This is a genomic window from Streptomyces sp. NPDC058671, assembly GCF_042716475.1.
In the GTDB taxonomy this organism is placed as follows: domain Bacteria; phylum Actinomycetota; class Actinomycetes; order Streptomycetales; family Streptomycetaceae; genus Streptomyces.
The window spans coordinates 161,079-178,702 of record NZ_JBHXSA010000009.1 but is presented as its reverse complement, the minus strand read 5'-3'; the positions used below and the strand labels follow the sequence as shown (position 1 = coordinate 178,702).

At 74.4% G+C, this 17,624-nt stretch carries 18 protein-coding genes and 1 pseudogene; 8 read left to right on the top strand and 11 right to left on the bottom strand.

Annotated elements, in window-relative coordinates:
- Positions 1-4: 4 nt before the first annotated feature.
- The 5 genes and pseudogenes from ACFWV2_RS14130 to ACFWV2_RS14110 all read right to left on the bottom strand — a co-directional run.
- Positions 5-775: a metallophosphoesterase gene (locus ACFWV2_RS14130; RefSeq protein WP_384405338.1), complete on the bottom strand. Its 771-nt coding sequence runs from the start codon at positions 773-775 to the stop codon at positions 5-7.
- Between the two features lie 89 nt (positions 776-864).
- A complete protein-coding gene (locus tag ACFWV2_RS14125) occupies positions 865-1,116 on the bottom strand; it encodes a BON domain-containing protein (protein ID WP_384405244.1) in 252 nt (83 codons plus the stop codon).
- Between the two features lie 34 nt (positions 1,117-1,150).
- Positions 1,151-2,554, bottom strand: a complete 1,404-nt coding sequence (locus ACFWV2_RS14120) for an FAD-dependent oxidoreductase (protein ID WP_384405243.1) — start codon at positions 2,552-2,554, stop codon at positions 1,151-1,153.
- A gap of 35 nt (positions 2,555-2,589) precedes the next feature.
- Entirely contained in the window at positions 2,590-3,276 is a 687-nt protein-coding gene (locus ACFWV2_RS14115) for an HAD family hydrolase (RefSeq protein ID WP_384405242.1), read from the bottom strand.
- A 273-nt stretch (positions 3,277-3,549) separates the two neighbouring features.
- A pseudogene (locus tag ACFWV2_RS14110) lies at positions 3,550-4,008 on the bottom strand (SRPBCC family protein); the annotation flags it as partial.
- A 168-nt stretch (positions 4,009-4,176) separates the two neighbouring features.
- Here ACFWV2_RS14110 and ACFWV2_RS14105 point away from each other — a divergent pair.
- The 6 genes from ACFWV2_RS14105 (at position 4,177) to ACFWV2_RS14080 (ending at position 9,756) form a co-directional block, all read left to right on the top strand.
- Complete coding sequence (locus ACFWV2_RS14105) at positions 4,177-4,899, top strand: HemK2/MTQ2 family protein methyltransferase (protein WP_360791284.1); 723 nt, start codon at positions 4,177-4,179, stop codon at positions 4,897-4,899.
- Positions 4,899-5,231, top strand: coding sequence for a CDGSH iron-sulfur domain-containing protein (locus ACFWV2_RS14100; RefSeq protein ID WP_384405241.1), 333 nt, complete (start codon positions 4,899-4,901; stop codon positions 5,229-5,231). The genes ACFWV2_RS14105 and ACFWV2_RS14100 overlap by 1 nt, the downstream gene beginning before the upstream one ends.
- Positions 5,228-6,265: an iron-containing redox enzyme family protein gene (locus tag ACFWV2_RS14095; protein ID WP_384405240.1), complete on the top strand. Its 1,038-nt coding sequence runs from the start codon at positions 5,228-5,230 to the stop codon at positions 6,263-6,265. Before ACFWV2_RS14100 ends, ACFWV2_RS14095 begins: the two co-directional genes overlap by 4 nt.
- A gap of 125 nt (positions 6,266-6,390) precedes the next feature.
- Positions 6,391-6,786 (top strand): helix-turn-helix transcriptional regulator, encoded by a 396-nt coding sequence (locus tag ACFWV2_RS14090; RefSeq protein ID WP_360791293.1) that lies wholly within the window; start codon positions 6,391-6,393, stop codon positions 6,784-6,786.
- A gap of 73 nt (positions 6,787-6,859) precedes the next feature.
- Entirely contained in the window at positions 6,860-7,675 is an 816-nt protein-coding gene (gene modA, locus ACFWV2_RS14085) for a molybdate ABC transporter substrate-binding protein (protein ID WP_384405239.1), read from the top strand.
- Positions 7,676-7,773: 98 nt separating this feature from the next.
- Positions 7,774-9,756, top strand: coding sequence for an ABC transporter permease (locus tag ACFWV2_RS14080; RefSeq protein WP_384405238.1), 1,983 nt, complete (start codon positions 7,774-7,776; stop codon positions 9,754-9,756).
- A 136-nt stretch (positions 9,757-9,892) separates the two neighbouring features.
- On the opposite strand, the gene ACFWV2_RS14075 is transcribed toward ACFWV2_RS14080, so the two are convergent.
- The 6 genes from ACFWV2_RS14075 to ACFWV2_RS14050 form a co-directional block, all read right to left on the bottom strand.
- Entirely contained in the window at positions 9,893-11,953 is a 2,061-nt protein-coding gene (locus tag ACFWV2_RS14075; RefSeq protein ID WP_384405237.1) for a SpoIIE family protein phosphatase, read from the bottom strand.
- A gap of 236 nt (positions 11,954-12,189) precedes the next feature.
- Positions 12,190-12,861, bottom strand: a complete 672-nt coding sequence (locus tag ACFWV2_RS14070) for an isochorismatase family protein (RefSeq protein ID WP_384405236.1) — start codon at positions 12,859-12,861, stop codon at positions 12,190-12,192.
- A gap of 146 nt (positions 12,862-13,007) precedes the next feature.
- Positions 13,008-13,391: a VOC family protein gene (locus ACFWV2_RS14065; protein ID WP_384405235.1), complete on the bottom strand. Its 384-nt coding sequence runs from the start codon at positions 13,389-13,391 to the stop codon at positions 13,008-13,010.
- A complete protein-coding gene (locus ACFWV2_RS14060) occupies positions 13,372-13,821 on the bottom strand; it encodes an STAS domain-containing protein (RefSeq protein ID WP_384405234.1) in 450 nt (149 codons plus the stop codon). Before ACFWV2_RS14060 ends, ACFWV2_RS14065 begins: the two co-directional genes overlap by 20 nt.
- Before the next feature lie 215 nt (positions 13,822-14,036).
- Positions 14,037-14,456 (bottom strand): nuclear transport factor 2 family protein, encoded by a 420-nt coding sequence (locus ACFWV2_RS14055; protein ID WP_384405233.1) that lies wholly within the window; start codon positions 14,454-14,456, stop codon positions 14,037-14,039.
- Between the two features lie 120 nt (positions 14,457-14,576).
- Complete coding sequence (locus tag ACFWV2_RS14050) at positions 14,577-15,854, bottom strand: DUF418 domain-containing protein (protein ID WP_384405232.1); 1,278 nt, start codon at positions 15,852-15,854, stop codon at positions 14,577-14,579.
- 122 nt (positions 15,855-15,976) lie between these two features.
- On the opposite strand from ACFWV2_RS14050, the gene ACFWV2_RS14045 reads away from it, so the two are divergent.
- Positions 15,977-16,702 (top strand): GNAT family N-acetyltransferase, encoded by a 726-nt coding sequence (locus ACFWV2_RS14045; protein WP_384405231.1) that lies wholly within the window; start codon positions 15,977-15,979, stop codon positions 16,700-16,702.
- Positions 16,699-17,595: a PaaX family transcriptional regulator C-terminal domain-containing protein gene (locus ACFWV2_RS14040; protein ID WP_384405230.1), complete on the top strand. Its 897-nt coding sequence runs from the start codon at positions 16,699-16,701 to the stop codon at positions 17,593-17,595. The genes ACFWV2_RS14045 and ACFWV2_RS14040 overlap by 4 nt, the downstream gene beginning before the upstream one ends.
- The last annotated feature ends 29 nt before the right edge of the window (positions 17,596-17,624 follow it).

Here is a 17,624-nt window from a genome sequence, read left to right as displayed (position 1 = left end):
AGGCTCAGCCCGGCGTCCGTGTCACCCCGGCCACGGGCATGGGGGCCGTCCGGGCGAGGGGGAGGTGGTAGAGGGCGAAGGCCCGGCGGATGACGGGCTGGGCGACGTTCCGGACGCGTACCCCCGCGGCCGTCATGCCGTGCTCCGTACCCAGGTGGGCGTGGCCGTGGACCGCGAGGTCGGCCCCTGACTCGTCGATGGCCTCCGCGAGGAGGTAGCTGCCGAGGAAGGGGTAGATCTCCACGGGTTCACCCGCGAGGGTGTCGGGGACGGGGGCGAAATGGGTGAGGGCGATCCGGGCGCCGCAGCCGTCGGCGTCCAGTTCGGCGAGGGCCCGGCGCAGGCTGTCGGCGCCCCGGCGGCTGGTGCGGACGAACTCCTTCATCTCCCGTTCGCCGAACTCGCCGGCGCTGCGCCCCGCGAAGCCGCCGCAGAAGCCCTTCGTCCCGGCGATGCCGACCCTCCCGCCGGCCACCGGCAGGACGACGCTCTCCCCTTCCAGGACGGTGACCCCGGCGTCGGTCAGGACGCGCGCGACGTCCGTCTCCTGCTCGGAGTGGTAGTCGTGGTTGCCGAGCACGGCGACGACGGGGACGCCCAGGTCGCGCACCTCGTCCGCGACGACCTCCGCCTCGGCGACCGTCCCGTGGCGGGTGAGGTCCCCGGCGAGGAGGAGGACGTCCGCGCTGTGGTGGAGGGTCTCGAAGGAGGGGCGCAGCAGGCCCCGGCAGTCCGGGCCCAGGTGGATGTCACCCACCGCGGCCACCCGGACCACGGCTCCGTCGGGATGGGGCGGCCCGTCGTCGTTCCGGGCCGGGGCGTCGGCGTTCCGGGCCGGTACGTCGTCCTGCTCGCCGGGCGATGTCACAGCAGCTCCTCGGGTCGGTCGGGCGGATCCGCGCAGGCGACCTGGAGGTCCGCGCGGACCGGGATGTCGGTGAGCTCCTCCTGGGCGATCCGGAGGATCTCGTCTCGGCGGTCGGCGGTGGGGACGGTTCCCGTCAGGAGGAGGACCGCCCCGCGCACCTCGATCCGCACCCCGAGTTCGGCCACCTCCTCCCGTGCGAGCCGGTCCCTCAGCCGGGCGATCCGGTACTCGCTCTCTCCGGTGCTCATGGTGTCTCTCCGTCCTGGTCCCGCCGGGCGCCGGTCACGTGTCGAGGGGGCGGGTCGCCGGGCCCTGGAGCACCCGCCCGTCGTGTGCGAAGCGGGAGCCGTGGCAGGGGCACTCCCAGGTCTGTTCGACCTCGTCGAATCCCAGCTCGCATCCCATGTGCGTGCAGCGCCGACCGGCCCGCAGGCCCGCCGCGAAGTGGCGCGCCACGGTGGCCTGGTGTCGTGCGACCCCGGGGACGTCCCGGGCCGGCAGCCGCCGGCGCGGGTCGACGAGCTCGGTCCAGGCCGGGCGGGGCGCTCCGGTGAGGTGCGCGGTGAGCAGCCGTCCCGCCGCGACCCCGTTGCTGAGCCCCCATCCGCCGAAGCCGCTGGCGACGTAGACGTGTTCGGTGTCGGGGTGTTCATGGCCGATACAGGGCATCCCGTCGTCGGTGTGGACGTCCTGGGCCGCCCACCGGTGGATCGTCGGCGCCTCGGCGAAGCCCGGGAGCCGCGCGCGGGCCCAGGCTTCGAGGCGCTCGTACCGCGCGCGTACCCCTCCGCCGCCCGGCTCGAACGCCTCGCCGGCGACGATCAGCAACCGTCGGCCGTGGCCCAGGGGCGCGGTGCGCACCGAGCGGGTGCCGTGTTCGGGCGTCAGGTACATCCCGTACGGGGCGTGGCGCTCCTCGACGGCGGCGGCGATGACGAGTTCGCGGGTCAGTGAGAGCCGGGTCAGCAAGGTGGCGTGGCAGCGGAGCGGGAAGTGGGTGGCGAGGACGACGTCGCTCGCGTGGACGGTGAGTCCGCCCTCCACCGTGAGACGGCAGTCGGCGCCTTCGTGGAGGCCGGTGACCCGGGTGTTCTCGTGGACGCGGCCGCCGCGCGCGACGAGGTCGTCCGCGAGAGCGAGGAGGAACCGGCGGGGGTGGAACTGGAGTTGGTCCTCCACCCGGACGGCCGCGGCGACGGGATACGGCAGCCCGGTGTCGGTCACCGTGGTGGCCGGCAGGCCCGCCGCCGCCGCGGCCTCCGCCTCGGCCCTGATGCTCCCCGCACGCTCCCCGTCGAGGGTGTAGGTGTACGCGGGGCGGTGCTCGATCTCCGCGTCGACGCCCAGCTCCCCGCAGAGCCGTACGACCTCGCGCAGGGCGTTCTCCTGCGCGTCGGCGTAGAGGGCCGCGGCCTCGGCGCCCTGGCGGCCGCGCAGGCGTTCGTAGCACAGGCCGTGGAGGGACGTCAGCTTGCCGGTGGTGTGGCCGGTGACCCCGGCCGCGATCCGGCCGGCTTCGAGGACCACCACGTCACGTCCGGCATGGGCCAGTGACCGCGCGGTGCACAGTCCGGCGATCCCGGCACCCACGACGACGACGTCGGCGCGGAGGTCGCGGTCGAGGGAGGGATGGGGGTCACCCGGGGGCGCCGACTCCATCCAGTACGAGTTCCGGTCTGCACGCATGGACGCTCCTCTCGGGGGCGGGCGGCCGGGCGGCTCTACCGGGGGCCGGTGGGGCCGGTGCGCTCCGTCGCGAGCGGTCCGGTGTCGAGGCGGGAGAGGAGGTCGGCGGGGTCGTCGTACACGGCGGCGGCGCCCGCCGCCGCCAGGTCCTCCCGGGGGAGGCCGCCGCACAGCAGTCCGACGCTGACCACGCCGGCGCTGCGGGCCGCTTTCATGTCCCACACGCTGTCCCCGACGAAGACGGCGCTGTCCGCGGTTCCGCCCACCAGGGAGAGGGCGTGCTCGATCGGGTCGGGGGCGGGCTTGCCCTGTTCGACGTCGTCGGCGGTGGCCGTGGCCGTGATCACGTCGTCCGCGTCCAGGGCCGCGCGCAGCGCGTCGAGCTCCCGGTCCTTGGCCGAGGTCACGAGGACGACCTTCCAGCCGCTACCCGCGAGGGTCCGCAGCAGGTCCGCGGCGCCGTCGAAGGCGACGAGCCGCTCGAAGTACGTGCCGTACAGGGTGTCGTGGGCGCCGCTGAGGCGCTCGTCCTGCGAGCGGTCCCGGTCGGGGCCGAGCAGGTGCTCCAGGAGGTCCTCTCCCGGCAGGCCGATCGCCCGGTGGACGGCGTGCGTGGGGACGCGGTGTCCGCCCTGGCGCAGGGCCTCCCACCAGGCGACGACGTGCAGGGCGTTGGAGTCGACGAGGGTTCCGTCGACGTCGAAGAGCGCGACGCGGTCCATGTACGGGGTTCCCTTCGAGCGGCCGTGGCCGCCGTTCGGTCAGATGCGGTCGATGGAGTCCGGGTCGTCGGGCCGGGGCGTGAGCGGCCGGGAGTCACGGGTGCCGCCGCTCATGCCCGGCGTACCCGTCGTTCCGGGGGTGCCCATCGATCCCGGCGTGCCCGGTGCTCCGGTGGTTCCCGTCGTTCCGGGGCCGGTCATCGGTCCGGGTTCCCGTCGGACCGGGCCGGGGCCGTCGTCCATCGTGCCGCCGCCCATGGGGCTCTTGCCGGCGTCCGCCGGGCGGACGCGGCCGCGCCAGCCACCGGACTCGTGGCCGTGCTCCTCGATGTAGCCCTTGAACCGCTTCAGGTCTCCCTTGACCCGCCGGTCGAGGACGCCCACCGCCTCGCCGACCTTCTCCATCATGCCGTCGGCCTCGACGTCCATCGCGAGCCGAACCCGGGTGTGCTCCTCGTCCAGCGGCTGGAAGCTGACCACACCCTTCTGCTGGGTGTCGCCCGCGACCGTGCGCCACGAGATGCGCTCGTCCGGGAGCTGGTCGACGATCTCCGTGTCGAACTCACGCCGGACACCCGCCACCTTGGTCTGCCAGTGACAGTGCCGGTCGTCGATCTGGCGGACGTCCTCGACGCCCTCCATGAACTTCGGGAACTCCTCGAACTGCGTCCACTGGTTGTACGCGGTGCTCAGTGGCACATCCACATCGATCGTCTGCTCGACCCTGCTCATGGTGATTCCTCCTCCAGTGGTCACGGTCAGTTTCACGATCAACCGGCGCGTACCCGACGAAGCGCACCTCATGCGTACCCGGCCGTCGTCGGCTCGTGGGGCGGGACTCGGCATGAGAGAGCAGGTCAGGGGTACTCGCGGACGGACCGAGGAGTGAGGAGACCGGAGATGAAGATACTGACGACGGGTGCGGGGGAAGCGCTCGCGCCGGTGGACGGCCCGGCGCCGTCCGCGCACATCCCACGGGTGTGGCGTCTTCCCGGGGTGTACGCCCCCCAGACGGACACCGGCCTGCTCGCGGCGCACGTACGGCGCGAGGAGCTGCGGCCGGGCGCGCGCTCGCTCGACCTGTGCACGGGAACCGGCGCGCTCGCCCTCGTCGCCTCCCGGCACGGCGCCCGGGCCACGGCCGTCGACATCTCGCGCTCCGCGATCACCACCGCGCGGCTCAACGCCCTGCGGCACCGCCGCCGCATCCGGGTGCTGCGCGGCGACCTGGACGCGGCGGTGCCGGGCGAACGCTTCGACCTGGTCACGGTGAACCCGCCCTACGTGCCCAGCGAGGACCCCGAGGTACCCACCCGGGGCGCGCGAAGGAGCTGGGACGCCGGCACCGACGGCCGCCTGCTCCTCGACCGCATCTGTTCCCGGGCCCCCCGGCTCCTGACCCCCTCCGGGGTCCTGCTGCTCGTCCAGTCGTCGCTCTCGGGCGTCGACGCCACTCTGGACGCCCTCCGGCGGCGCGGCCTCGAAGCGCGGGTCGTGGACCGTCGTACGGAGTCCTTCGGGCCGGTGCTGTCGTCCCGGTCGGGCTGGCTGGCGGCCCAGGGGCTGATCCCGCTGGGCGCGCGCACGGAGGAACTCGTGGTGATCCGCTCCTGGAGGCCGTGATGTCCGTCTCCCCCGACGGGACCGCCGGGCGCCGCTCGACGGTCCCGCGTGTCGAGCCCCTCGCCGAAGGCCCGTTCCTGATGGAGGGCCCGGCGGACATCGTCATGCCGGACGGGTCGGTGGTCCACTGCGACCGCCCCATGATGGCCCTGTGCACCTGCCGGCGGAGCCTGCGGGCGCCGTTCTGCGACACCAGCCACCGCCCCCGCCTCAAGCGCGGTTCCCGGACGAGGACGGGGCGCGGGCCGCGCCCCTCCGGCGCCGACGCGGACGAGTCCGGACGGGAGGACACTGAGCCGGGCGAACCGACCGAGGAGGCCAGGACGCCATGACTGTCGTCCCCCCGCCGGCACGGACGGCGCCTCCCGTGCCGGAAGCGCGCGGGGACGTGTCGTACGCCGTACGACGACGGCTGCTCGGGGGCGGCGGGCGGCTGCCCGGTGAGACGGAGATCGCCCGCTGCTCCCCGTACGGCGAGGATCTCCAGCTCGCCCTCCACCTCTGTCACGAGCAGCACTACCGGGGCTTCGAGGGGGTTCCCGAGACGCTCGAATGGGACGCGGACCTGCTCGCGGTGCGGGCCCTCCTGGAGCGCCGGTTCGAGAGTGCGCTGCGGCACGACTGCCGCGACCGTCCGGACGTGGACGAGGCACTGGCCGCCCTCCTGGTCGAGCCGGTCGAGGGCACCGGGGTCGCCCGCTTCCTCGTGTCCGAGGGCGAGCCGTGGCAACTGCGCGAGCACGCGGTGCTCCGCTCCGTCGCCCAGCTCAGGGAGACCGATCCGCAGCTCTGGGTCGTGCCCAGGCTGCGGGGGCGCGCCAAGGCGGCCATGATGGCGATCGCCTACGACGAGTACGGCTGCGGGCGGGCGGAACGGATGCACGCCGGGCTGTACGCCGACCTCATGGCCGCCCAGGGTCTGGACCCCGCGTACGGGCGCTACGTGGACCTGGCGGGGGCCGAGACGCTCGCCGCCTCGAATCTCATGTCGCTGTTCGGTCTGCACCGGAGGCTGCGCGGGGCCCTCGTGGGGCACCTCGCCGTCGTGGAGATCACCTCGTCTCCCGCAGCGTCGCGGCTCGCCGCCGCTCTGCGCCGGTCCGGGGCGGGGCCGGCGGCGGCGCGGTTCTACGACGAGCACGTGGAGGCGGACGCCGTCCACGAGCAGGTGGTACGCCGGAAGGTCGTCGGCGGCCTCCTGGAGGACGAGCCGGAACTCGCGTCCGAGGTCACTTTCGGCATCGCCGCGACCTGTCTGCTGGACGACCGGTTCGCCGGCCGTCTCGTGGACGCCTGGTCGCGGGGCGAGAGCGCGTTGCGCGCCCCGACCCACGGGGACGTGGATCCGGTGCTGCGCCACGATTGACCGGAACGGGCCGCGGGCTCATCGCCTCCCCTATTTCGGTGGTTCCTCCAGCAGGGTTGGCAGATGCGATGAGAAGAACCTCGATTCCTTGCAGATGAGAGCGCACGCCGCCTAACGTGTCGCACATGCAGTCCTACACCATCGGACAGGCGGCGCGTCTGCTCGGCGTGAGCCCCGACACCGCGCGCCGCTGGGCCGACGCGGGCCGCGTGGCGACCCATCGCGACGAGAACGGCCGACGTCTCGTGGACGGCCGCGATCTGGCCGCCTTCGCCGTCGAAGTCGCCCAGAACACACCGGGCGACGAGGAAACGCCGTACACCTCCGCGCGCAACGCCTTCCCCGGCATCGTCACGGCGGTCAAGCTCGGTGACGTGGCCGCGCAGGTGGAGATCCAGGCCGGTCCGCACCGGCTCGTGTCGCTCCTCACCCGCGAGGCCGTGGAGGAGCTGGGCCTGGAGGTCGGCATGCAGGCCACCGCCCGCGTGAAGTCGACCAGCGTGCACATCGACCGGACCTGATCCCGCCCGGTCCGGGTCCCCTCCCTCCGTCCGGGCGGCAGCGCCGTCCCCACGCCCCAGGAGTCCCACCCTCATGCGCCACCCCCGCACTCTCCCCGGCCGTCGGGCCCTCGCCGTCGCCGCCGCCGGACTGCTGCTGCCACTGACCGCCTGCGGCGCCGACGGCCCGCAGGACGGCACGGCGGCGAGACCCGGAACCGGTTCCACGGGCTCCGGGGCGCCCCCGGCCCGTCTGACGGTGCTCGCCGCCGCCTCCCTCACCGACGTCTTCAGGACAGCGGGAGCCGCGTACGAGAAGACCCACCCCGGTACCGGCATCACCTTCTCCTTCGCCGGCTCGCAGGAACTCGTCGCCCAGGTCGCCCAGGGATCCCCCGCCGACGTCCTGGTCACCGCCGACACCACGAGCATGGACAAGGTGAAGGCCGACACCGGCACACCGACCGTCATCGCCAGGAACCGGCTCGTGATCGCCACCGCCGAGGGCAACCCGTTCGAGATCGACGCGCTGAAGGACCTCGCGGACACCAGGCTCAAGGTCGTCCTCGCCGCCCCCGAGGCCCCGGTCGGCAAGTACAGCGCGAAGATCCTCGAGGCGCAGAGGATCACGGTGAGGCCGGTCTCCCAGGAGCCCAACGTCCGTGCCGTCCTGAGCAAGGTCGAACTGGGCGAGGCCGACGCCGGGCTCGTCTACCGGACCGACGCCGAGAGCGCCGAGGAGAAGGTCGACGCCATCGAGATCCCCGACGCGCAGAACGCCGTCGCCGCCTACCCGGCCGCCACGGTCAACGACTCGAAGAACGCCGCGGCCGCGGCGGCCTTCGTCGCCTGGCTGTCCTCGCCCGAGGCACAGAAGATCTTCCAGGACGCCGGCTTCCAGAAGCCGTAGCTCCGGGAAGACGCGCGCGGGCCGTCCGCGTGGCCCCCTACCGGCCGGCGGACGCCCGGCCTCCCCCCTCTCCGCTCCTCCGACACCGGGAACGAACGATGAGACGCCTCCACGGTCGGCCCCCCCGGCGCGGTCCCCGCACCCCGCTCCTCCTCGCCGTGCCCGCGCTGCTCGCCGTCGCGTTCCTGCTGCTGCCGCTCGTCGGGGTCCTGGCCCGCACCGAGTGGGGGGCGTTCGGCGCGCATCTGACGGGTCCCGCCACCGTCGAGGCCCTCACCCTGTCCCTGGTCGTCTCCTTCTGGGCGCTCGGTCTCTCGCTGCTGCTCGGGGTGCCGCTGGCCTGGCTGCTCGCCCGGGTGCCGTTCCGCGGGAAGGCGGTCGTCCGATCCCTCGTCCTGCTGCCCATGGTGCTGCCGCCGACGGTCGGCGGCGTGGCGCTGCTGCTCGCCTTCGGGCGTCGCGGCCTCCTCGGCCCCTGGCTCGAGAGCACCTTCGGGGTGACGCTGCCCTTCCACACCTCCGGCGCGGTGGTCGCCGCGACCTTCGTCTCCATGCCGTTCCTCGTCATCAGCCTGGAGGGCGCGCTGGCCGGTCTGCGCCCCGGGTACGAGGAGACGGCGGCGTCGCTCGGCGCCTCACCCGTCCGGGTGTTCTTCACCGTCACCCTGCCGATGGTCGCGCCCGGGCTGCTCGCCGGTGCGGCGCTGACCTGGGCACGGGCGCTCGGCGAGTTCGGTGCCACGATCACCTTCGCCGGGAACCTGCCCGGCACCACGCAGACCCTCCCGCTCCAGGTGTACCTGCTGCTCCAGGAGGAACCGGAGGCCGCCACCTCCGTCTCGTTGCTGCTGCTCGCCATCGCCATGGCCGTGCTCCTCGCGCTGCGCGGCAACTGGACCGGCACGCCGGCGGCCACGAGCCGTACCCGCACGCCCGACGCGCCGGTGGAAGAGGCCCACGACCCGGCGGCCCCGCCCGTCGATGAGGCCCCCGACCCGGAGGAGGGCACGACCGACCCGGCGGACGCGGCCCTCGGCGCGGGCGGACGCTGGGCGCTGCACGCGGAGGTCGACGGCTTCACCGAGCTGGTCCTGGCCGCCGAGCCCGGCACCACCATCGCCGTCGTCGGCCCCAACGGCGCCGGCAAGACGACCCTGCTCCGCGCCCTCCTCGGGCTCACCCCCCGGGCCCACGCCGTGCTGCGCCTCGGCGACATCGACGTCACGGACCTGCCGCCGCACCGCCGCCAGGTGGCGTGGGTCCCGCAGGACGGCGCGCTGTTCCCCCGTCTGTCCGCGCTCGCCAACACCGCGTACGGGCTGCGGGCGCGCGGAGTGCCGCGCGCCGAGGCCCGCCGGGAGGCACAGCGCTGGCTCGACCGCCTGGGCGTCGGCCACCTGGCCCACCGTCGCCCCGCGCAGCTGTCCGGCGGGCAGGCCCAGCGGGTCGCCCTCGCGCGGGCGCTCGCCGCGCGGCCCCGGCTGCTGCTCCTCGACGAGCCGCTCGCCGCCCTCGACCAGACCACCCGGGCCCACGTCCGGCACACCCTGCGCAGCCACCTCGCCGGTTTCGGCGGCGTCTGTCTGATCGTCACCCACGACCCGGTCGAAGCCGTGTCCCTCGCCGACCGCGTCCTCGTCCTCCAGGACGGCCGGCCGCTCCAGGACGACTCGCCCGCCGAGGTCTCCCGTCATCCCCGTTCGCCGTGGGTCGCCCGCATGCTCGGCCGCAACGCGTGGCCCGGTACCGCCACGGCCGACGGCCTCGATCTCGACGGGGGAGGCGCCCTCATCACCGCCGAGCAGCCGCCGCCGGGCACGCCCTCCCTCGCGATCATCGCGCCCGAGGCGGTGGCCGTGCACCGCGAGCGGCCGGGCGGCAGCCCCCGTAACGTCTGGCCGGGGACCGTACGCGAGATCACCGCGAGCGGCAGCCGGCTCCGGGTCCTCGTCACCTCGGACCTGGCCCCTTCGCTCGTCGCCGAGATCACCCCGCAGGCGGCCGCCGAACTGGGCCTCGCGGACGGGGTGCCGGTCTGGACGGGCGTGAAGGCGACCGAGGTGACCGTCGTACCGCTGTGAGCGGACGTACGGGTGCCGGAGGCGTCTGCCGTACGGCTGGGAGCCCGGGTACCGGCTTCCGTCGGGGTCCGGCCGCACGGGGTCCTGCCCCAGCATGTCCCGTACGGGCGTTGTCAGCGGGTCGTACGGGCGTCGCTCAGCGGGTGACGCGGGCCAGCAGCATCGCCACGTCGTCCTGGGCGGGGCCTTCGAGGAGCTGGTCCAGGATCTCGTCGCACAGGGTGTCCAGGGGGCGGTCGAAGTGCCCGAGCGCCCGGGCGAGCTGCCGCATCCCCTCGTCGAGGTCCCGGTCGCGCGCCTCGATGAGGCCGTCCGTGTAGAGCACGAGGAGCCCGCCCGCCGGCAGGGAGACCTCCTCCGTACCGAAGTCGTGGGCGCCGGTGCCCAGCGGGGTTCCCGGCGGTCCGTCGAGGAAGGTGACGGTGCCGTCCGGGGTCGCCACGGCCGGCGGCGGATGGCCGGCCCGGGCGATGACCCAGCCGCCGGTGGCCGGGTCGTGGACGGCGTACACACAGGTCGCCATGGTGTCCTCGCCGATGTCGGCGACGACGGCGTCGAGGGAGCTGAGCATCCGCGCCGGCGGGATGTCGTGGCGGGCCAGGGTCCGTACCGCCGTGCGCAACTGGCCCATGACGGCCGCCGCGTGGATGCCGTGCCCCATGACGTCACCGATGACCAGCCCCGTCCGGCCGCCCGGCAGGGCGATGACGTCGTACCAGTCGCCGCCGACGTCATGGGAGCTGGCGGGCAGGTAGCGGCCGGTGAGTTCGAGCCCGGTGACGTCGGGGAGCGCGCTGTTGGTGAGGCTCCGCTGGAGGGTGAGGGCCGCCTCGCGCTGGGTGGTGTAGAGACGGGCGTTGTCGATGTTGAGGGCGGCGCGGGCCACGACCTCGTCGATGAGGACGCAGTCCTGCGCGTCGAAGGGCTCGCGGGTCCGCAGCCGGGTGACCGTGACCGCGCCGAGCACCTGGCCCCTGGCCACGAGGGGCACCAGCCGCGCCGAACCGATGCGGGCGCCGAGGTAGGTGCGGAGCGCCTCGGTACGCGGGTCGGTGAACAGCGCCGGGATGTCGGACGTGTAGAGGTTGGTGGGCCGGCCACGGGCGACGACCTGCTCGTACACGGAGTCCAGCGGGATCTGGAAGGTCTGCCCCGGGGCGAGCAGCGCCGTGGGGGCCGTCGGGTCGGGGAAGCGGGCCGCGAGCCGCCGCAGCACCCCGCGCGTGGAGGCCGCCGGGTCGTCCGGTTCGAGGACCGACTCCAGCATCTGCACGTCCGCCGAGTCGGCCAGCTGCGGCACGAGGAAACGTACCGCCTCCTCCGCCGTCTGCTTGAGGTCCAGAGTGGTGCCGATCCGGGCCCCCGCCTCCGCGAGCAGGGCGAAGCGGTGCCGGGCCCGCTCGACCTCGGTGTGGGCCTCCTGGTGCTCGGTGATGTCGACGAGGGAGGCGATCAGCCCCAGGGACCGGCGGTCGGTGCGGTCGATCAGCGGGGCGTACGAGCAGGACCAGATGTGGTCCCGGTCGGGGTCGGCTGGCGTACGGCCGACGCGGCGGGCGTCGACGACGGCGTTCCCGCTGTGGAGGACCTGGCGCATCAGGGACTCCAGCGAGTCGGCGTTGACGCCGGGCACGACCTCGGTGAGGCGACGGCCCACGTGCTCGGCCGCGGCCACTCCGTTCATCCGGGCGAGGGCGTCGTTGACGCGGAGGAACCGCAGGTCGGGACCGAGCAGGGCGAGACCGATCGGCGACTGGGTGAAGAGGCTCTCCATCGCCGCCAGGTTCTCCCGCATGCGCAGGACCTCGGACGTCTCGACCGCGATGAGCATCGCCCCCGCCCGGCCGGCCGGGTCGGCCGCGGGCACGATCCACATCTCCATGGCGACCGTGTGCCCGTCGCGGTGGCGGACGGGAAGCGTGCCGACCATGGTCTCCCCCGCCTGGACGCGGTGGGTGAGCCGGTCGGCGAGTTCCCGGTTGGCGTCCGGGACGAGAAGCGGGGTGGCGAGCCGTCCGAGGACGTGCTCGGGACGGTGGCCGAGGAGATCCTGCGCGGCGAGCGACCACTCGACGATGTGACCGTCGGCGTCCTCGCGCCAGAGGGCGATCGGCAGCAGCTCCCGGAGCACGCCGGCGTCCCCGACGGCCGCCCGGGGCGGCTGCGGAACCCTGCTCGACGACTGGTGAGTCTCCAACGCATCGACCTACGCATCGGCCCGGCCCCTGGGGGCGCATTCCCTGTCGAATCACCCTAGCCGAGTACCTGACGGGGGGCGCTGCGTATGGCGGCCGATCGATGTTCCGTATGTGTACCGATGCGTGGGCCGCGGCGGGGCTGCGGGAGTCGGGTGAGCACCCCGTATGAGCAGCCGCTCGCCTGACGTGTGCCGCACCGGTGTGCCGTGTTCCCCGGGCGCCCCCCGCCAGGGCCTCAGCGGGCGCGGGCCGCCCGGGGCGCCGTGAAGCTGACGTCGGGGGCCACGTCAGGCGCCGTGAGAGCGATGTCGCCCGCCGGGTCAGGCGCCGTGAAGCTGACGTCGGCGGCCGCCGACGTCACCTCCGCGTCGCTCCCCAGGGCGTAGGCCGCGACCCGGGAGACCGTGGCGGCCGGTACGGCCCCGCAGATCCCGGGCGCGGCCGGGACGTCCTGGGTCGCGTGGGCGTCGTGCGGCACGACCACGCGGTAGCCGCGGTCCAGGGCCGTACGGGCCGTCGCCTGGACGCACATCTCGGACATCACGCCGCAGACGGCGACCGCCCGCACCCCCGCGTCGGCGAGCACGTCACCGAGCGGGGTCTCGCGGAAGCCGTCGTCGTACGGCTTGCGGATGACCCTCTCCGTCGGCCCGTGCCGGACGGGGTGGTGGAGCTCCCAGCCGGGCGTGTGGGGTTCGTCCTCCGCGCCGGGCGGTCCGTCGTTCTGGAGGTGGACGACGAGCGCTCCGCCCTGCCGGGCCCGCGCGATGAGGTCGGCCGTACGGTCGACGAGCCGGGCGGCCCCGGGTACGGCGCCGTCCCCGGTGACGAAGGCCGCCTGCACGTCCACGACGATGAGGGCGTCGACGGGGTGCGCGTGCGGGGCGGTGCCACGATGCTGGTCCATCCCGCCATCATCACCGTCAACCGCCCTCACGGCGACGGGATTTCGCCCGGGGAAGGCGGCGCGTGGAGACGGGCCTACGTCACCCGGGAGGGAGCGGGCGGGGCGGCGGACCCGGCGAGCTCCGCCGCCGACGCGCCCCCGTCCGGTCAGAGGGGCTTGAGCCGGGTGCGCAGGAGGCAGAACTCGTTGCCCTCGGGGTCGGCCAGGACGTGCCAGCTCTCGGTGCCCTTCTGGCCGACGTCGGCGGGCCGTGCGCCGAGGGCGAGCAGACGCTCCAGCTCGGCGTCCTGGTCGCGGTCGGTGGGACTGACGTCCAGGTGCAGGGGGAGCTTCCCGGTCCGCGGGTCGCTGCTGGGGCTGAGGACGAGCGTGGGCTGCGGGCCGCCGAAGCCGGCGTCGGGCGGCCCGATCTCGATGCTGCCGTCGTCCTCCCTGCCGAGTTCGACATAGCCGAGGACCTCGCTCCAGAACGCGGCGAGCCGCTCGGCGTCGGCGCAGTCGATGACCAGTTCACTGATGCGGCATGCCATGGACGGGAGTGTATGCGGACAGCCGTAAGCCGGCCGGCGCCGACGGAGCGACGTCGTCGAGGAGTGGCTCGTCGGGCCACGCGTCGGCCGGCTCGTCCGGCCGCCCCGGCTCCGGGCGCAGCAGGTCGCCCAGCGCGGTCAGGCGGATGAGCCGGAGGATCTTCGGCTGGTCGCAGACGAGCCTCCACTGCGCGCCCCGCTCCCCTGCGCGCCGGGCGCAGTGGGCGAGGAGACCGAGGCCGGTGGCGTCGCAGAAGGTGAGGCGCCGGATGTCCACGGTCAGGGCGTCGGACTCCCGGACGAGGGCGTCGAGCTCGGGCCGGAGATGCCGTACCAGGACGAGGTCGAGCTCGCCCCGGAGGGCGGCGACGGTGCGGCCGCCGACCGAGCGGACGACGAGGTACGGGTCATGACGGGGGATCAGCTGCATCGGGCGCTCCACAGGGTGGCTCCATGTGTCGCTTCGAGCGTGGCCGCCCCGCCGCGGGGAGGGACGTTTCGCCTCGACCTCTGTCACCTGAATCGGTGAAAGCGCGGGCCGGCCGGTCTCGCCCGTACGACCGGGATGCGTACAGGAGGGCGAGCGGGGCACCCGCACGCTCACCTCCCGCGGCCGGGCTCGCTCCCGGGCTCCGTTTTTCCGGACTACGCTCCCCCGGCCTCCGCTCCCCCGGCCGTCGCGCGCGCCTCGGCCTCGATGCGGTCGAACTGGGCGCCCATCGCGGCGGCAAGCGCCTGCGCCGCGGAGAGGGGTCGGACCATGACGGTGAAGTCGTCGATCCTGCCCTCCTCGTCGAAGTGGAGGAAGTCGCAGCCGTTGATCTCCTTGTCGCCGACCTTCGCGACGAAGACGAGGGCGTGGTCCCGGCCGTCCGCGCTCGCGATCTCGCGGACGTACTGGAAGTCGGTGAAGACCCGGAGGACCCCGCGCAGGATCGCGGCGGTGATGGCCTTGCCGGGGTACGGCCGGAAGGCGACCGGGCTGGTGAAGACGACGTCCTCGGCGAGCATCGCCTCGATGGCGTCGTGGTCCCGGGACTCGACGGCCTTGCGGAACGGATGCATGAGACGGCTCCATAGGCAACTCGTTGAATAGGTGCAGGGGCAGCTAACAGCATCACCCGCGCCGCGTCCAGTGACCCGCCGACCCGTCCGTCGGCGCACGCCCCCCGCCCCCGCCGCCGCTCACCCCTCGGGCGTCGCCGGACGCCGAAGGGGCGGCAGGGTCAGCGTCGTCCACGCCCGCAGCAGCCACTCCGCCGGGCCGTACCGGTGGCGCCGGAGCCACCACCGGCTCACCACCACCTGGGCGGCGAACAGCGCGAGCGCGAGGGCCAGGACCGCCGGCGGCGACATCCGGCCCACGAGAGCCGCCCCGTACCCGGTGAACAGCAGGGCGCCGACGAGGGACTGGGCGAGGTAGCCGGTCAGGGTCATGCTGCCCACCGGCCCGAGCACGGCCACCGTCCTCCGCCCGAACCGGCCCTGGGCGAGCCGGAGCACGGTGGCGGCGTACGCGGCGGCGAGCAGCGGCGCCGTGACGACGTCGATCCCCAGGGCGAGGAGCTGGTACGAGCCTCCGGGGTGCACCAGGTTCGCGTGGGCGTACACGACGGCACCGAGGAGCCCGACCGAGAAGCCCGCCCACTGGAGCCGGACGAGGACCGTGCGGTGCCGGGCGAGATCCGCGAGCGCCCGCCCCCGCCCCGCGGCGAGACCCAGGAAGAAGGCGGCGAGGGCGGCCGGGGCCTGGAAGAAGACGAGCAGGAACGCCATGTCGGGCAGCTGTGCCAGGTTCTCCCCGATCACGGAACCCGGGCCGCCGCGCAGCTCCGCCGCGGCCCGCTCGGCCCCGGCCGCCGCCCCCGGTTCCCCTCCCGCCCCGCCGCCCGTCAGGTGCACGCCCCCCGCGAGGAGGAGGTACGCGGCCGCGGTCACGGCGAAGAGGATCACGGCGGTACGGACGGCGGTACGGGAGCGGATCCGGCGCGCGGCGAGCAGGACCAGACCGAGGACGGCGTACGTGGTGAGGATGTCGCCGGTGAACAGCAGGACCGCGTGCAGGAGGCCGAGGACGAACAGGCCCGCGAGGCGCCGCAGGAAACGCGGGACGAAGCGGGAGCCGCTCCGCTCGGCGGAGGCGAGCTGGAGGGTGAAGCTGTAACCGAAGAGGAACGAGAACAGCAGGAAGAACTTGGCCTCGAAGAACACCGCGACCGCCCAGCGGACGGCCCCGTCGAGGGGCGCGTCGAAGCGCGGGTCCTCCAGGCCCGTGCCGTGGTAAGTCGACGCCATGAAACCGATGTTGACGACGAGGATGCCCAGGAGGGCGAATCCCCGCAGGGCGTCGACGTGCGCGAGTCGCTCCCCCGCGCGGGCCGCCCCCGGCCCGCGGGGGCCCTGCTCCCCTGCGGCCCGCGGCTTCCCGACCTGCCGCACGGCCTGCCTCATGACGTACTTCATGCCCATCCCCCCAAAAACTATCGCCACCACAACGCTCGTACCGAGAATGAACGTACTAGTATCGATAGCGCAAGTGTCATTCCCGGCCACGGCGGCGGGCCCGTCACGAGAAGGAGGTGCCGATGGACAAGCGGCCCGTGGTGCGCAGAGGCGTGCCCGAGGGAAGCGAGGCGCGGGTCGCCGCGCTGTACTGGGAGGCGTTCGGGCGGAAGCTCGGCGCCGCCCTGAACCCGCCCGACAAGGCACGGGCCTTCCTCGCGGCCCACCTCCACCACGACCGGGGCGTCACCGCACTCGTCGACGGAGAGGTGGCGGGAGTGGCGGGTTACCACCTCGGCGGACGCGGGCTCACCGGCGGCGGTGCGGGGGATCTCCTCGCGGCGTACGGGGTGCTGCGCGGGCTGCCCCGCCTCGCCGTCCTGGCCCTCCTGGAGCGGCGCCCCGCGGCCGAGGAACTCGTGATGGACGGTATCGCCGTCGCCGCCGAGCACCGGGGGGCGGGCATCGGCGCCCGGCTGCTGGGCGAGGTCGCGGCCGTCGCCGCCGAGGCGGGCTGCCGTCGCGTCCGGCTCGACGTCATCGACGTCAACCCGCGGGCCCGCGCCCTGTACGAGCGGCACGGCTTCACCGCCGTCCGCACCGAGCACACCCCTTACCTGCGCGGTCTGATGGGCTTCGGCGCCGTCACGACGATGCACAGGCCCCTCACACCGTCCGGCGCCACCCCCGCCACGACGGGCGGCTCCGACCCCGACACACGGGCCGGCTCCGACCCCGTCACGACGCCCGGTCACCGCCCGGCCACGACGGCCGGCTCCGACCCCCGTCCCGGCAAGGAGGCCCCGTGAAGCCCGCCGACTCCCCCGAGGTCCCCGCTGCCCCTTGGAACCCGATCCCCACCCGAACCCTCGTCCACGCCCTGGTCCGTGAGGACGGCACCGTCGACGCCGGAGAGCTCTACGCCGTCGCCGGGCTGCTCGCGATGACCGACCAGCAGGTCCGGCTCTGCGTCAAGCGGCTCGTCGCGGAAGGGCGCTTCACCCACGAGGGGCGGGGGCGGAAGGCCGTACTCCGCGCGGTCGCCGACCCCAGCGGCTCCCTCGCCCCCGACGCCGCCCACGTCCGCTTCGCCTACCGCCAGGACCGGGGCCTCGCCCCGTGGGACGGCGTCTGGCACCTCTTCGCCTTCGCCGTCCCCGAGTCCGCGCGGGCCGCCCGCGACGCGCTCCGCGACACCCTGGTCGGGCTCGGCGCGGCCCCCGTCCAGGGCGGTCTGTACGTGGCCGCCAACCCGATCGAGCCGCTCGTCGAGGCGCACGCCCGCCACCTCGGCGTCGCCGCCCAGGTCACGTCCCTCACCAGCACGGACCTGCGGGTCGGGGAGGCCGCCGCGCCGCGGGACCTGGCCGCCGCCCTCTGGCCCCTGGACGAGATCGCCGCCCGGCACGAGGAGTTGGCCGCCTTCGCCCGCTCCTGTCTGGACCGGCTCGCCCGCCCGGAGGCCCCGACGGACGCCGAGCGGCTGACGCTCGCGGTCCAGCTCGCCGCAGCCTTCACGTACGCCATGCGGCCCGACCCGCTGCTGCCCCCCGAGCTGCTGCCCCGGCCGTGGCCCGGCGGCCGGGCGCGTGAACTCACCGCCACCGCCTGGGCGTCACTCGCGCACCGCCCCGCGCCGGACTCCGGCCCGCCGCTCCCCCGCCTCTTCGCCCTGTACGGGGACCTCGGCGGCGACGGGTGAGACGCGGGGGCCGCCTGCCCGAGGTGTCC